The sequence below is a fragment of the Lysobacter yananisis genome, from assembly GCF_031199375.1.
In the GTDB taxonomy this organism is placed as follows: Bacteria; Pseudomonadota; Gammaproteobacteria; order Xanthomonadales; family Xanthomonadaceae; genus Lysobacter; species Lysobacter yananisis.
The window spans coordinates 4345741-4359955 of the sequence record NZ_CP133568.1 but is presented as its reverse complement, the minus strand read 5'-3'; the positions used below and the strand labels follow the sequence as shown (position 1 = coordinate 4359955).

At 64.7% G+C, this 14215-nt stretch carries 14 protein-coding genes; 1 reads left to right on the top strand and 13 read right to left on the bottom strand.

Annotation, left to right across the window (positions count from 1 at the left end; genetic code table 11):
• Window positions 1-40: 40 nt before the first annotated feature.
• The 13 genes from RDV84_RS18360 to RDV84_RS18300 all read right to left on the bottom strand — a co-directional run bounded on the left by RDV84_RS18360 (window position 41) and on the right by RDV84_RS18300 (window position 13385).
• Window positions 41-1132 carry a TrbL/VirB6 family protein gene (locus tag RDV84_RS18360; protein WP_309151144.1) on the bottom strand — a complete coding sequence of 364 codons (1092 nt, stop codon included), beginning with the start codon at window positions 1130-1132 and terminating at the stop codon, window positions 41-43.
• Between the two features lie 105 nt (window positions 1133-1237).
• The gene (locus RDV84_RS18355; RefSeq protein WP_057947832.1) at window positions 1238-2008 is read right to left on the bottom strand and encodes a hypothetical protein; all 771 of its coding nucleotides are present in this window, start codon (window positions 2006-2008) and stop codon (window positions 1238-1240) included.
• 38 nt (window positions 2009-2046) lie between these two features.
• The gene (locus RDV84_RS18350) at window positions 2047-2808 is read right to left on the bottom strand and encodes a hypothetical protein (RefSeq protein WP_267272168.1); all 762 of its coding nucleotides are present in this window, start codon (window positions 2806-2808) and stop codon (window positions 2047-2049) included.
• 94 nt (window positions 2809-2902) lie between these two features.
• Window positions 2903-5356 (bottom strand): VirB4 family type IV secretion/conjugal transfer ATPase, encoded by a 2454-nt coding sequence (locus RDV84_RS18345; RefSeq protein ID WP_057947834.1) that lies wholly within the window; start codon window positions 5354-5356, stop codon window positions 2903-2905.
• Window positions 5357-5476: 120 nt separating this feature from the next.
• On the bottom strand, window positions 5477-5785 hold the full coding sequence (locus RDV84_RS18340) for a VirB3 family type IV secretion system protein (RefSeq protein ID WP_057947835.1): 309 nt from the start codon (window positions 5783-5785) through the stop codon (window positions 5477-5479).
• Window positions 5778-6146, bottom strand: coding sequence for a TrbC/VirB2 family protein (locus RDV84_RS18335; protein ID WP_057947836.1), 369 nt, complete (start codon window positions 6144-6146; stop codon window positions 5778-5780). The genes RDV84_RS18340 and RDV84_RS18335 overlap by 8 nt, the downstream gene beginning before the upstream one ends.
• Window positions 6147-6327: 181 nt before the next feature.
• Window positions 6328-7107 carry a lytic transglycosylase domain-containing protein gene (locus RDV84_RS18330; RefSeq protein ID WP_309153753.1) on the bottom strand — a complete coding sequence of 260 codons (780 nt, stop codon included), beginning with the start codon at window positions 7105-7107 and terminating at the stop codon, window positions 6328-6330.
• A gap of 156 nt (window positions 7108-7263) precedes the next feature.
• On the bottom strand, window positions 7264-8304 hold the full coding sequence (virB11, locus tag RDV84_RS18325) for a P-type DNA transfer ATPase VirB11 (protein WP_057947838.1): 1041 nt from the start codon (window positions 8302-8304) through the stop codon (window positions 7264-7266).
• 36 nt (window positions 8305-8340) lie between these two features.
• Window positions 8341-9570 carry a TrbI/VirB10 family protein gene (locus RDV84_RS18320; protein WP_057947839.1) on the bottom strand — a complete coding sequence of 410 codons (1230 nt, stop codon included), beginning with the start codon at window positions 9568-9570 and terminating at the stop codon, window positions 8341-8343.
• Window positions 9567-10334 (bottom strand): TrbG/VirB9 family P-type conjugative transfer protein, encoded by a 768-nt coding sequence (locus RDV84_RS18315; RefSeq protein WP_057947840.1) that lies wholly within the window; start codon window positions 10332-10334, stop codon window positions 9567-9569. The genes RDV84_RS18320 and RDV84_RS18315 overlap by 4 nt, the downstream gene beginning before the upstream one ends.
• Entirely contained in the window at window positions 10331-11359 is a 1029-nt protein-coding gene (locus tag RDV84_RS18310) for a VirB8 family type IV secretion system protein (RefSeq protein ID WP_082644500.1), read from the bottom strand. The genes RDV84_RS18315 and RDV84_RS18310 overlap by 4 nt, the downstream gene beginning before the upstream one ends.
• 78 nt (window positions 11360-11437) lie before the next feature.
• Complete coding sequence (locus tag RDV84_RS18305) at window positions 11438-11878, bottom strand: hypothetical protein (protein ID WP_231736084.1); 441 nt, start codon at window positions 11876-11878, stop codon at window positions 11438-11440.
• A gap of 358 nt (window positions 11879-12236) precedes the next feature.
• Window positions 12237-13385 (bottom strand): pyridoxal phosphate-dependent aminotransferase, encoded by a 1149-nt coding sequence (locus RDV84_RS18300; RefSeq protein WP_309151142.1) that lies wholly within the window; start codon window positions 13383-13385, stop codon window positions 12237-12239.
• A 224-nt stretch (window positions 13386-13609) separates the two neighbouring features.
• Here RDV84_RS18300 and RDV84_RS18295 point away from each other — a divergent pair, with 224 nt between their 5' ends.
• Window positions 13610-14083 carry a DUF3293 domain-containing protein gene (locus tag RDV84_RS18295; protein ID WP_057947842.1) on the top strand — a complete coding sequence of 158 codons (474 nt, stop codon included), beginning with the start codon at window positions 13610-13612 and terminating at the stop codon, window positions 14081-14083.
• Window positions 14084-14215: the final 132 nt, after the last annotated feature.

The window sequence follows — 14215 nt, the reverse complement described above, 5'->3', positions numbered from 1 at the left end:
CAGTCAGAAACTCTCAATCCCGGTGAATCTATGTGGATCGCTACCTACCCGGCTGCCCACTGTTCATCGTGGTATTGCCCATCGACTGGTTGTAGTTGCCAGGCGCGTAGCCGCTGCCCGGATGACCCGGAGGATAAGCGCCGCCACCGCCACCAGCACCACCACCTTGTTGCGGCTTGAAGTGTTCCGTGTTGCGTTCGAACGAGTTGGCGCCGTAGAACGAACCCATCACACCGTTGAAGAACGCACCCGCCATCGGCGGAGCGGCGAGGATCAGGGCCGACAGGATCGTGCCCAGACCGCCCTGCTGCAACGCCATGCTCATCAAGCTTTCTTTGTTCGTGCCCAGGCCCGGAATCATGCTCGGGACCCAGAACGCCGCGCCTACTGCCAGGATCAGGTCGATCGCGATGGTGGTCATGGTGATCAGCACCGCCATCGACATCATCGTGGCTATGCCATAGAACAACCATTTCTGGAACAACGCCTTCGTCTGGTCGAACAGCAAGCACAGGATGAAGAATGGTCCAAGTCCTATGAACAGGGCCATAGCGATCTTGTTGAGCATCATCGCGATCATCGCCATGATCACCGGGCCGCCGAGGCCGACGCCGATCATGGTCATGGATTTCTGCTTGGTGTCGTTGGTCATCACGTCGCCGCCGACGTCGATGGAGTTCACCAATTCGATACCGACCTGCAGCACGCCGAGCACCTTGTCCATGTCGGCGTACGGGCCGTCGTCGGTGCGGCCGGTCATGACCTCGCGGACCACCTTCGACAGGCCGTCGGTCAGGGCGTCGTAGCTCTTGTCGGCGGTGACCGCGGCCGACAGGGCGATGCCGACGATCAGCACCGACTTCAGCGAGTTCACCACCAGCGCCATCATCGGCTCGCGCGACTGGCCGGTGGCGATGCGGAAGCCCTGGACCAGGATCCAGAGCGTGACCACGGTCGCCGCGAACGCGCCGATGATCTTGCCGACGCGATTAAGCAGCCTGCCCTGGAACTGCAGGATCATGGTGTCCAGATGATCCTTGATGAGGGCGAAGAAGGCCATGTTCGGCAGATCCGCCGCCTGCATCCAGTCCATCAAGGAACTGGCCCCGAACGACACCATGTGGCTGTCCATACGTGTGTTTCCGTCTCCGTCGGCGGGCGCTGCGCCCGGCCGGTCCTATGCGATTGCTTCGTTAGCCGGACGCCGCACCCCCTAGGCAGCGGCGTCCGGAGCGGATCAGAGGTCGCGGCTCTCGGCCGCCTTCAGGCCCGCCTTCAGCGCGACGCCCTGCACCGCGGCGCCGGCCATGCTGCTCAGCCAGCCCTTGCCGCCGGGCTTGTTGGTCAGCGCGCGCTGGGCCAACGCGACCATGTCGTCGTCGAGGGTCTGCAGGATGGTGGTGTAGGTATCCAGAGTGGTCTTGCCGTTCTGGATATCGTTCTCCATCTGCGCCTGCAGCTGCATGACCTGGTTGGTGTTGGCGTCGAGCTTGCCCTTGTTCTCCGGACCGGTCAGGGTCTTGCGGTCGTTCATGAGCTTTTCGATCTGCTCGTCGCGCTTCTTCACTTCCTTGAGCATCTTGACCATCGCGTTGAAGCGCAGGTTGCTGATCTCGACGCGCTTGGCGCAGACCTTGTACTGGTCGTCGGCGACGCTGCTCTTGCCCTTCTGGCAAGACTCGTCCAGCCCGTAGCTGGCGGCCGGCAGGCGCTCGCTGAGTTCCTGGCTTTCCTTGTCGCGGAAGCCGGTCAGGCTACCGAGCTGGAAGTTGCCCGGGTTCAGCTGGTCGAACTGGGCCTTCAGCTGGGTGACCTGGTTGCGCAACTCGGTGAGCTGCTGCACCAGCTTCATGTTCTGCGCCTGCAGCTGGACCTTGTTGAGGACCTGGGTGATTTCGGAGGCGTAGAACGCCTGCGCCGGAACCGGCGCCAGCGCGGCCGCGCCGGCCACCACAACGGCCAGGGCCAGGGGCAGGATCGAGAGACGCTGAGTGATCGTCTGGTTCATGATCGGATGTCCTTAATCGTCGATATGGAAGGGGGGCGTTACAGGTCGCGGCTTTCGGCCGCGGCGAGGCCGGCTTTCAGCGCGGCCCCCTGCACTACCCCACCCAGAACGCTGCCCTTGTTGGCCAAGGCCTTGTTGGCGAGCAAGGCCATTTGGTCGTCCAAGGTCTTCAGCATCGTCGTGTACAGCTCCATGGTCGCGACATAGCTCTGCATGTCGTTCATCATGGCCGCGTCGATGGTCTTGCTGGCGTTGTCGTTGCCGGCCAGCCTGCCGTTGTCCTTGGGTCCCGAGATGCCGGCGCGGTCGGAGCGGATCTTCTGGATGTTCTGGTCGCGCTTTTCGATGTCCTTGAACATCTGCACCATCACATTGAAACGCTTGTTGCGCAGCTGCACCGCGTTCACGCAGACCTTGTACTGCTCTTCAGCGACGCTGCTCTTGCCCTTATGGCAGGTCTCGTCGCGCCCCTCGTTGATGTCGCGCGGCTTGAGGTCGCCGAATTCGCGGTTGCCGGCGACGGAGCCGATGTTCAGGCTGCCGGGATTGAGCTGCTCGAAGCGGGCCTTTTCCTGCTCCAGCTGCTGCTTCATCCGGTTGATCTTGTTCAACTCGGAGCCGACGTTCTTGATCATCTGCGCCTTGTTGAAGATCTGGCTGCCTTCGGTGTTGCAGATGCCGACCAGCTTTCCGTAGTACATGTAGCAGGTGAACGCCTGCGCCTGGGCCGGGCGCGGCGCGAACACCGCGAGCAGGCCGAGCAACAACGGCGCCAACGTCGACCAAACATGCGATTTCATCTTCATCGGTCGATTCTCCTCCCGGTATCCCTATCCCAAAGGCTGAACAACACAAGAACGCTCGTACTATTGTAGAACGGAACCGCCGGGGCGCTCAGGCCCTGGCCTTCCGCTCCTCGGCCACCGCCTTGCCCTTGCCCGAGCCCTTGCGGTTGGCGTAGAAGTCGGCCAGCCACTGCTCGGGGGTCAGGTCGTCCGGGCTGACGCCGGCCTTGTCGGCGGCGTTCTGCAGGACGCGGTGCATGATTTCGATGTTGTCGGTCGACGCCGAGATGACCGCCAGGGCGTCGTCCATGCCGCGCAGGTTGAGCTGGCACACGGTCGCCGCATGGCCCTGCTTGACCAGGAAGCAGCGCGAACGCTCGTCCAGGTTCTTCACCACTTCGTACTCCGCGTCGGTCAGCTTGAGGCCTTCCATGTAGTCCTCGCGGCTGGCGTTCGGGTTCGGCAGCAGGATCAGCGTCGCGGTCTGTTCGATCAGCGAGGCGGAGATGTCGCTGGCCAGCGCATCTTCCGGGCTCTGCGTGGCGAAAATGCCCAGGCCGTTCTGCTTACGGATGGTCTTCTGCTTGTTCTTGGCGAAATCCTTGAGGGCGCCGCCGCCGTCGAGGATCTTCCAGAACTCGTCCATGACGTAGATTAGCGGGCGTCCGTCGATCAATTGCTCCAGACGGTGCAGCAAATAGTTGATGACCGGGACCCGGACCTCGACGTTATCGATGACATCGGTGTAGTCGAAGCCGATGATGTTCGCCTTCTCCAGGTTGATCGTGTCCACCGGGTTGTCGAACACCCACCCCAGCGAGTTGCCGGCGGTCCACTTGCGCAGGCGCGCATACAGGCCGTCGTCGCCCATGTTGGGCAGGCTCTTCTGGAAGTTGGTCATGCTGCGCAGGTGCATCGGCGTGTCGAGGATGTTCTCGACCGCGCGGAAGATGTCCTCGTCCTCGCGCGCCGAATACTGCGACTTGTTGGCCAGCACCTTGATCAGGTCGGCGAGGAACTGGACGTTGGTCTCGTTGTTCTCGCACTGGAACGGGTTGAAGCCGGTCGGCTGGCCGTTGTCCAGCGCTAGGTAGTTGCCGCCGCAGGCGCGCACGAAGATCTCGGCGCCACGGTCCTTGTCGAAGAAGAAGATCGTCGGCGTCGGCTTGAGCTTCTGCACCTGGCTGAGCAGGAAGTTGATCAGCGCGGTCTTGCCGGTACCGGACTTGCCGATCACCATCGTGTTGGCGATCGCCTTCTCGCCCAGCGAATTCTCGGCCGGATGGGTGGCGTGGAAGTTGAAGTAGTACGGCTGGCCGTTGGTGGTCTGCAGCGTGGTCACGCTGTCGCCCCACGGGTTGTTGTGCTGCTTGCCGGTGGCGAAGTTGTGCAGCGGCGACAGGCCGAGGAAGTTCAGCGAGCTGACGTTGGCTATGCGCGTGCGGAACTTCCAGTTGGCCGGGAACTGCGAATAGAAGGACGCGGCGATCGCCATGTCCTCCTTGGCCGAGACGAAGCCGGCGTTGGACAGCTCGGCGCGCGCGGCGGCGACCTGGGCCGCCAGCTTTTCCTGGCTTTCGGCGTAGATGGCGAAGGTGAAGTGATACTCGCCGAGCACGAAGTTGCCCGAGGCGAGCTGGTCCATCGCGTAGTCGAGCTCGACGATCTGGCTGACCGCCTTGTCGCCGGAGGACACCATCATGCCCTTGGTGCGGTCGAGCACCTTGAGCGCGTCCTGGCGCCCCATCGGGCTGAAGGAATGGGTGATGACGTACTCGAAGTCGAGGTACTTCAAGCCGTTGAGGATGCCGGGGTACGTGCCCTCGGCATACTCCTTGACGTTGAGGATCGCGCCGAAGTTGTTGACGCCGGTCGGCGTGGTGATGACGAAGTCGCCGGTCTTGGCCGACAGGGTCAGGCGGCTCACCGGCAGGTAGTTGTAGACCGGCGCGTTGAGCACCGGCACCGGCTCGTCCAGGCGGTTGAGCAGGTAGCCGAAGAATTCCAGCGCCTCGGAGAACACGACGCCGTTCTTGGCCTCGTACATGCCCAGGCGGTACGGCGCGTAGTCCTTGATCACCGCCTCGACGTTGCCGGCCAGCTCCAGCATCTTGGCCACCGACTGATCCTGCTGTTCCTGCAGCATCTGCACGCTGGTCGACTTCTCGACGAAGCGTTTGCTGCCGACGATCGGCCGGTACAGCATGGTCAGGTACAGCTCGTTCTGCATCAGCTTCTGCGCCGACAGCGAGGCGTAGTAGCCGTCGGACATGTTCTGGTTGAACAGCTGGTCGAACTTGTTCTCGGTGCTGATGCGGCGGCGGCGGCGCACGTCGTGCACCCAGAACGCCACGTTGGTGAAGTCCGGCGCGCGCAGGGTCTGCAGCAGCCGGTTGAAGGTGTTGTGGCGGTGCTCGAGCTCCCACTCCTCGCGTCCCACGAACGGCAAGCCGCCCAGGCGCCAGACCAACATGAAGTCGCCTCCCGTGGTCTTGATCACGGTGGGCGCCACGTGCGTGGACAGCGGAATGAATTCGCTGATGGGAGTATCGGGCGTGAACATGAAGTGTTGGCGCTTTCCGTGATGAGGTAACGGGGACGACGCAACCGATCCGGGGCTAGGGTTCCCGAACCGGTGCAGCCGCCATGCGCGGTGCGCACGGCGGCTGCGGTACGGTCATTTTCAGGGTTTCTTGTCGCCCGGACTGCGATAGTAATTGGGCGTGAATACCCACATGCCCTGATGCTGCTGCAGGTTCCTCATCCGCATGCGGAACTGCAGGCGCAGCCCCAGCAGGCGGAAGATCATTTCATCGCGGCGCGCCATCTGGCGCATGATGAAAATGACGATCGGCAGCAGCAGGATGCAGAACATGTCGACGTAGAACGTCAGGAGCAGGCAGGCGCCCGCTCCGAACGTAAAGGGGATGTACGGCACGCCCAGGAACATGGCCGGGCGCGTACAACCCCTGAACAGCACGTTCTTATGCATAGTTCTGCAGGACGGCCATCACCATCGAGGTGGTGGTGTCGGAACCGACGTCTTCCGGAATGACCATCTTGGCCAGCTGGGCGGCGGCGCCGATCAGGAAGCCGCCGATCAGGACCGGGGCGACGTCCGACAGACGCTTGTGGGCGAAGGCGATGCCGTAGCCGGCGAAGATCACCGCGATGGTCACGATCGCGACCGAAGCGATGTTCAGCAGCGAGTTGAGGTTGTTCATGAAGTTGGACACGCGCGCCTTGGCGTCGGTCTGGGCGAAGCTGACTTCCGGCAGCATCAGCAGAGCGACGAACGCGGTGGCCATCAGGAACGCGGACAGGAAGTTCTTGACGTAGATGTTGGAGTTCATGAGATATCCCTTCTGTTCGTTGTGGGCGAAATCGAGATCGAGCTTGGAACGTAGGTGACGCGGTCGGTGGAGGAAAAACGGTACTGGCAGTGCGGGTTCGGTTCGATGCGGATTACGGACTGAACGGCGGAATCGACTGCAAGCGGATCGAAAATGAGGCAGGCGTGCTGAAGGCTTACCACTAGAAAACGAAGGCCTGGTCGCCTTGCGAAGGCGGCTGGGCGGGCGGCCGCGCCGGCGCGGCGGCGGCCGGGCGCGCCATCGACACGGTCACCGGCTGCTGCAACTGCGGCATGGCGGCCGCCGGCATGGGCTGGGCGGCGACGCGGGCCACGCCCATCGCCGCGGCGGACGCGGCGGCCTGGGTCGCGGCGGTATCGGGCTCGCGCACCTGCGCGGGGCCGGCCGAATCCAGGCGCAAAGTGCCGCTGCGGCGGGCCGGCGCGTAGGCGCTCGCGGCCGGCGCGGCCGCGGCGCGGGCGGCGCCCGGCGCGGGATTGTCGATCACCGCGATAGCGCCGCCGTCGGCCGTGGCGGCCTGGCCCTTACGCATCGAGGCATAGATCTTCTGTACGTAGCCGTGGCGGAAACCGGTGACGAAGTTGCCCGAGTAATAGCAGCTGAACGACTTGCCCCAGTCCTGCGAGCGCGTGTAGCACTCGGCCAGGATGCGCGAACCGGCCTGCAGGTTCGGGCAGACGTCGAAGGCTTTTTCGTAGGAATCCAGGCCGTACTTGCCGAGGTTGTAGCGATTGACCTGGGCGACGCCGAGGGAAAAGTTGTAGCCGCGACGCTCGAGCATGCGCACGGTCGCGACCGCCTCGGACAGGGTCTTGGGCTGGCGCACCAGGCGCCCGCCGACCACGCCGATGGCGTAAGGGTTGAAAGACGATTCCACGCGCACGACGTGGTGCATCACCTCGTGCGGAACCGCCAAGCCCGTGCAATTTGTAAGTTCTATCCCGGGCAACATTCCCTAGCTCCCCCCGTCCGCCAACCCTGGCGTCACTCCCCGTCCATTATTGAGATGGATAGCGACAGGGCTGCGAACCCAAATCGCCAACGCTATCATTCACATTTCAGCCAGCTTTGTCAACGCCGCTCTGCCCCATCGCCGTCAGTTCGCGGCGAGCTGGCGCTCCGGGTTGAAGTCGATGCCGGTGATGTGGCGCTGCCCCGCATGGGCCTTGATGTGGACGACGATATCGATCGTCAGCATCAACAGGCGCTTGATCACCGCGAACTCCAACCCCGACCCCTCGTTCGACGCCTTCACCATCAGTGCCAACTGGTCCCAGGTCTGCGCCGTGCTGCCAGCATGGCAGCTGGTGATGGAACCTGGATGACCGGATGCGCAGTTTCGGATGAAGTAGAACGATTCGTCGCCGCGCAACTCGGCCAGGATGATGCGGTCGGGCTTCATGCGCAGGCAGGCTTCCATGCAACTCTTCGCCGTCACGTTGCTCGTACTTTGTCCACCTTTCGAGTAGAGCAAGTGCACGACATTCGGCTGGGTGATGAAAAGCTCGCGCGCGTCCTCGATGGTGACCAGGCGCTCGTAGTCCGGGATGTGGCCGACCAGCGACTTCATGAAGGTCGTCTTGCCGCTGCCGGTGGCGCCGGCGACGACGATGTTCTTCTTGTACTGCACCGCTTTCTTGAAGAACTCGGCGTAGTTGCGCTGGCCGCGAATCTCCAGCAGCTCGCGATCCTGGTCGCTGACCGACGCGGTGCTTTCCAGGATCTGCTGGAAGAAGCCGTCGTCCTGGTACTGCTGCAGCGTCTTGTTGTGCTTGGACGGCAGGCGGATCGTGATCGACACCTTGCCCGCGTCGCAGGCCGGCGGAATCACGAACTGGGCGCGCTGACCGGTCGGGAAGGTCAACGAGACCACCGGGTCGGCATCGGTGATGCGCTGACCGGTGTTGCTCTCGTTGACCACCGCGGTGCAGAACTGCCGGGCCCGATCGAAGGTCAGGCTCGGCACCTCCAGGCGTTGCCAACCGGCGCGGGTTTCCAGGTACAGCTCGCCCGGACGGTTGATGCAGATTTCCGTGACATCCGGCGAACTCATGTACTCCAGGATGCCGAGCACCTGGTACTGGTAGTCCAGGAAGTCGTTGGAAACCTGCGCGATCGGTGAATTATCCGAATCCATTGCCTGTGTTCGTTCTGCTGTGCGTCGCGCTGCGGATCAACGCAGGACCGAGGAGAAGTCCACGTCCTTGGCGACGTAGATGTTCACGACCGAGCCCTGGTTGATGGTGATCGTCGCCGGACGGTTCACGCTCTTGTCCAGCGCCTGGTTGGCGAGACGCTCCATGGCCTTGGCGGTGTTGCTCTCGTACGGCTGGGTGATCACGGTGCCGCCCGGGGTCGCGGTGGTGCTCTCCGGACCGTTCTTCGCGCCGGCGTACTTGAACGCGTCGCTGATCAGGCTGATCAGCAGCGCCGAGGCGATGCGGCTGCCCCAGTGCGCGTCATACTGGCCGGGGATGCCGGCGCCGCCGAGGTTGTCCACGCCCGGGCTGGCCATGTTGACGTCCAGGCCGGTCGGGGTGGTGATGCGATCCCAGACCACCGCCACGCGCTTGATGTCGCCGTTGTTGTTCTGGTAGCGGCCGGAGACCTTCGAGCCCTTCGGCAGCAGCAGGCGGCGGCCGTTGACCGAATAGATCGGCTCGGTCACCACGCAGGAGGTGAAGCCCGGCACGTCGGTGATGATGCGGGTCTCCATCACGCAGCGGATGTAGGTGCCGCGCAGCAGCAGGGTGTCGGGGTTGTACAGCGGCTGGGCCGAGGTCGGCATTTCGCGCTCGGCGCGGGCCGGAGCCTGACCGCCGTTCTGCTGCTGGGTCAGCGCCTGCAGGTACTGCTGGTCGGCGGCGGTCATGCCGTCGGACGACGCGTTGCCGTTGTTGGACCCGCCGTCGCCCGCCATGCGGCGCTCGACCAGGCTCGGGCCGCGATCGCGCATGTCGGCCTCGCCTTCGGCGCGCTGCTGTTGCTGCGGCTGCTGCGGGGCGACCGGGATCGGCTCGACCGGCACCGGCTCCTGCGGCAGCGGCGGCAACGGCGCCGGCGGCTGCTGGGTGGTGACCGGCGCGTCCGGCACGCTGATGACTTCCTCGTCGACCTTCTTCGGCTTGTCGTCGCTGCCGGTGGCGCTCTTGAGCAGGAAGAACGCGACCACCAGCAACAGCAGCACGATGCCGCCGAGGAACAGCAGCGCCTTGCGGTTCAGCCGCTGCACGTCGGTGCTCTTGAGCAACGGCGCGTTGGCGTCGAGGTTCGGCGCGGCGGCTTCGCCGCCCTGCTGCTGGCCGTAATAGGGATTGGCGCCGGCGTAACCGTAGCTGCCGCCATCCTGCGGATTGCCGTTATCGGGCTGGCCTGGCTGATTGGGAGGCATGTTCTGGCTCATTTCTGCTTCTTCCTGCGCAGACCGACGACGTTGTTGCCGTGACGGATGATCAAATAGGGGTACGTGCCGTGCACGATGATGGTGTTGCCCTCGACCGTGGTGTTGACCACGAAGTCCTCGCTGCCTTCGCGCTCGCGCCCGAACACGGCGGGGAAGTTGCCGGTCGGCAGATCCTTCAGCGCGTTGATCTTGATGTAGGTGAACTGACCGTCGTCGTAGACGTTGGTCGGCACCAGCCAGGACTGCTTCTTGCGGCTGGAGAACTGGTAGTCGAAGTTGTACAGCCGGTTCTTGTCCAGCGTGGTGTTGAGCTCGGTCGCCGTCTGCTCGGTGCTTTCCTTGGCGGCGGAGAACTCGGTGCCGTTGGGATACACGAACTTGATCTTGTACTGCACGCCGGCCTGCTTGGCCTGCTCGAGCACGCGCCAGTCGGTCGCGACCACCTTCAGTTCCAGGATGTACGAGTGCGTCGTCGTCCGGATCATCATGTTGGTGTCGACGTCGACGTTCTTCGGCTTCAGATAGAAGATGTTGTCGCGGCGGCTGAGGTCCCAGCCGCTGCTGAAGCCGGTGCTGTAGTCGAGGATGTTCTCGCTCGGGCTCAACTCGATCTGGGTGGTGATGCCCAGGCCGGTGCGCACCTGGTAGATGCGATTGGCTTCGTATTCGTATTCCTGCACCACCTGCGCCGAGGCAGGCAGGGCCAGACCGGAGATCGCCAGCAGCAACAGGGCGATCAGGCTTTGTTTACGCAAGCAGTTCATCGGGTGCTGACTCCATTCGCAGTACCGGTCGGTGCAGGTGCAGGTGCCGCCGGCGCGCCGGCCGGATAGGCGGGATTCGGGACGCCGGGCTGCGGCGCGACGCCAGGCTGTTGCTGCTGCGGCGCCGTTCCCGGCTGCGGCGGCACGGTGCCGGGCGGATAGGCGGCCGGGGCCGGCGCCGGGACGGGCTGGCCGGTGGCCGGATCGATCACCATCGGCGCGGGCGCCGGAGCGGCGGCGGCGGGCGCGGCGCCCGCGTTGCTGGTCGCGCCAACCGGGTAATCCGGCGGCGGCGGCGGCGCCGGCGCGTAGTCGTTGTCGACGCGGTAGCCGCTGACCTGGAAGCCCAGCGGATTGAGGACGCGGCTGGCGTCGTCCATCTTCAGGTTGGACTTGTAGGTGTATTCGATGGCCGCGATCTTGCTGTCCATCAGCTGCTGGCCGCCGTTTTCCTTGTTGAACAGCGAGCGCTGGAAGCGCACGGTCGCGTTCTTGACCTTGGCGTTGGGCTCGCTGTGCAGCTGGATGCTGAGGATGCGCACGCGGATCGTCTTGGTCTTGCCGAACAAGGTGATCGGGTTCTGCGGGTTGGTCTGCGAGTAGATCGACTCGTAGGCCTTGTTGACCCCTTCCGCGCCCATCGCGTGCACGGTCGCCCAGTCGCGGTCGCCGATCTGCGAATAGTCGTACGACTCGCGCGCCATCACGAAGTGCGAGAGGTTGCTCTTGTTGATGGCTTCGTTGGCCGTGATGCTGTTCTTGCTGAAGTCGTCGCGCAGGCGCGCGATGGTGGCCTGGCCGGTGTAGGCGTCGGCCATCACCAGGTAGGGCACCTTCTCTTTCAGCGGCAGGAAGTAGAAGTAACCGCCGGCGAGGATCAGCGCCATGACGATGGACGCGAAGGCGACCATCCACGCGCGTTTCTCGCTGCGGCGCGCGAGGTCGGCGACGGTGACCTCGTAGTTGACCGCCTTGGCGACCGCGTTCTCCATTTGCGGAGTAACGTTCTTGTTCTTTCCGAACATCTGTGCTGCATCCCCTGGGTTTGCGCTATGCGGGAGCCGGAGCGACGCTCCGTCTCCCGCCGTGGCCACGGTGCGCGGTTACGGCGAGGCCGGAGCCGGAGCGCCCGACGAGCGCACCACGATCTGCTCGCCTTCGCGGCTGATCGACACACCATGGCCCGAGTAGGCGCTGTTGAGCTGCGAAATCGCGTCCGGCAGGCTGGTGGTGTTGATCTGGGACACGCCCTGGAACAGGGTGAAATCCGAATAGTGCTGGTAATCCAGCTTCAGATTCGCGTCCTTGGACCAGCGGGTGAGCATGTTCTTGAGCGTACCGTCCATCGGCGACGGGTAGTACACGTAGGACTTGTGCAGCGGAATCTCGTCCGGGACTTCCGCATAGCGGTTGACCGGCTTCCAGCGGCCGCCGAAGTCGGGCGCCGGACGAGTGGCGCAGCCCGCCAGGGCGACCGTCAAGGCGATCGCAGTCCACAGACGCGGGCTGGTTGCAATTGAATTTCTCACGCTATCCCCTGCCATAGGTTGATCTTGTACGCGCAGTCGTCCGGTCGGAGCCGCGCCGCTGGCCATTCGGCCATGCGCGCGTGGCACCCTCGTTGCGGTTAACGGAATTGCGGCGGCCAGGCCAAAGCCGACCAAACTGAGACATAGGACACACCCCGCAAACAAGGGCGCGCAAGTCCTGCCCCCTGATCGCAAGGCAGCGACTGCATGACCGCGCCGGACGCGCAGCTCATGTAGATCGTTCTGTCCATGAACTCCCCATAGAAACGAACGGCACTCTTCCGAACACCCTTAACGGCGCTCGTGCTCAAAGAGTAGACCGAAGCTGAAGCTTACGACAAGACCGGGTGAGATATCCATCTCAAGAATGCAATTAAAGTGAGACAAGGCGCTTGATTGCCGCATCCAGAGTGGCCTGGTTCTTGGCGAAGCATAGCCGGGCCAGACGCTGCCCGGCCGGCGGCGACTCGTAGAACGGCGACAACGGGATCGCCGCGACGCCCTTTTCGATCGTCAGCCAGCGGCAGAAGGCGGCATCGTCGAGGTCGCTGACCGCCGAGTAGTCCACCAACTGGAAGTAGCCGCCCGGCACGGGCAGCGGCTTGAGCCGGGTGGTCGACAGTTGCTCGCGGAAACCATCGCGCTTGTCCTGGTAGAACGCGCCGAGCTGCCGGTAGTGCTCGGGCTCGTCGCGGATCATCTCGGCGAACGCCCACTGGGCCGGGGCGAAGCTGCAGAAGCTATTGTACTGGTGGACTTTGCGCAATTCGGCCGACAGCGCCGGCGGCGCGATGCAGTAGCCGATCTTCCAGCCGGTGCAGTGGTAGGTCTTGCCGAAGCTCGACACCACGAAGGCGCGCTCGCGCAGTTGCGGATAGCGCAGCACCGATTCGTGGCGGCGGCCGTCGAACACGATGTGCTCGTAGACCTCGTCCGACAGCAGCCACACCCCGGTGGACTCGACGATTTCGCTGAGCCGGGCGATGTCGTCGGCGTCGAACATGGCGCCGGAGGGGTTGTGCGGCGAGTTGACCATCAGCAGGCGGGTGTTGGGGCCGATCGCCGCGCACACCCGGTCCCAGTCGACCGCGAAGGTCGCCGGGTCCAGCGGTACGTGCACGGCGCGGCCGCCGGCCAGGTCGATCGCCGGCTCGTAGCTGTCGTAGCACGGGTCCAGCACCACCACTTCCTCGCCCGGGCGCACCACCGCCTGGACCGCGTCGAAGATCGCCTCGCTGGCGCCGGACACCACGGTGATCTCTGCGTCGGCGTCGGGGCGGTAGCCGTAGCAGGCTTCGGTCTTGTCGGCGATGGCCTGGCGCAGCGCCGGCACGCCGGTCATCGGCGCGTACTGGTTCTTGCCCTCGGCCATGGCCCGGGCCAGCGCGTCGACCAGGCGCTGCGGCACGTCGAAGTCGGGAAAGCCCTGGCCGAGGTTGACCGCCTGGTGCTCGAGCGCGAGCTGCGACATCACGGTGAAGATGGTGGTGCCGACTTTCGGCAGCTTGGTGGCGAGCGTCATGGGCGCGACGTGGTGGCGTGGAAAGCGTCGAGTGTACGGAAACCGCGTTGCCGTCGGTGAGACTGGGTGAGGCGAAGGCGATGACGCGGCGGCATATGGCTATCGCCGCGCGCGACTGGACAGGTCTGTCGCCGAGGCTGCAGGCGCGCGGCGGCGCGAGCCGCGCCGGCTTCCGCCCGTCGGTTGGATTTGCGCGCCGCGCGGCGCCCCGCGACACTGCCGGCATGCGCGAATTGCAGGTCGTCAACGCCGCCGAACTGGCGCTCGCCTACGCCGCCGCCGAGTATGCGGTGGCGCTGGACGGCGACGCCCTGCCCTTGCGCGTGGGCCGCCCGGCGAACGACCTGGAGGCGTACTGGCCGGCCGCGCGCTATCTGTTCGTGAGCGCCTGGAACCCGGCGTCGCAGCCGCATTCGGACAGCGCCAACCAGGCCGCCGACGAGCGTCTGGTCGCGCGGATCCAGGCCGCCGGGGTGCAGCGCCATGCCGCCTGGGCCCAGGACAGCGCCGGCCAATGGCGCGAGCCGGGGTGGCTGCTGGCCGACCTCGACGACAGCGCCGCCGACGCCCTGGCCCGCGAGTTCGGCCAGGCCGGCGTGCTGGCCTGGCGCCGCGGCGAACCGGTGCGGCTGCGGATGCTGATCGCGCGGCCGCAGGACGCGGCGGCGAGCGAGCATACGGATTGGGTGGAAGGGTGATCGTTGCGGGCGGGGCGTTGGGTCGGGTTCCGGCAGTGCTGTGCCCTCGCCTCTGCGCTCTTCCCGGTTCCTAATCTCGCAGGTCCTTTCTCTGTAGGTCCTGCCTGTTCGGCCCCACCTCTTCGGCCAGTC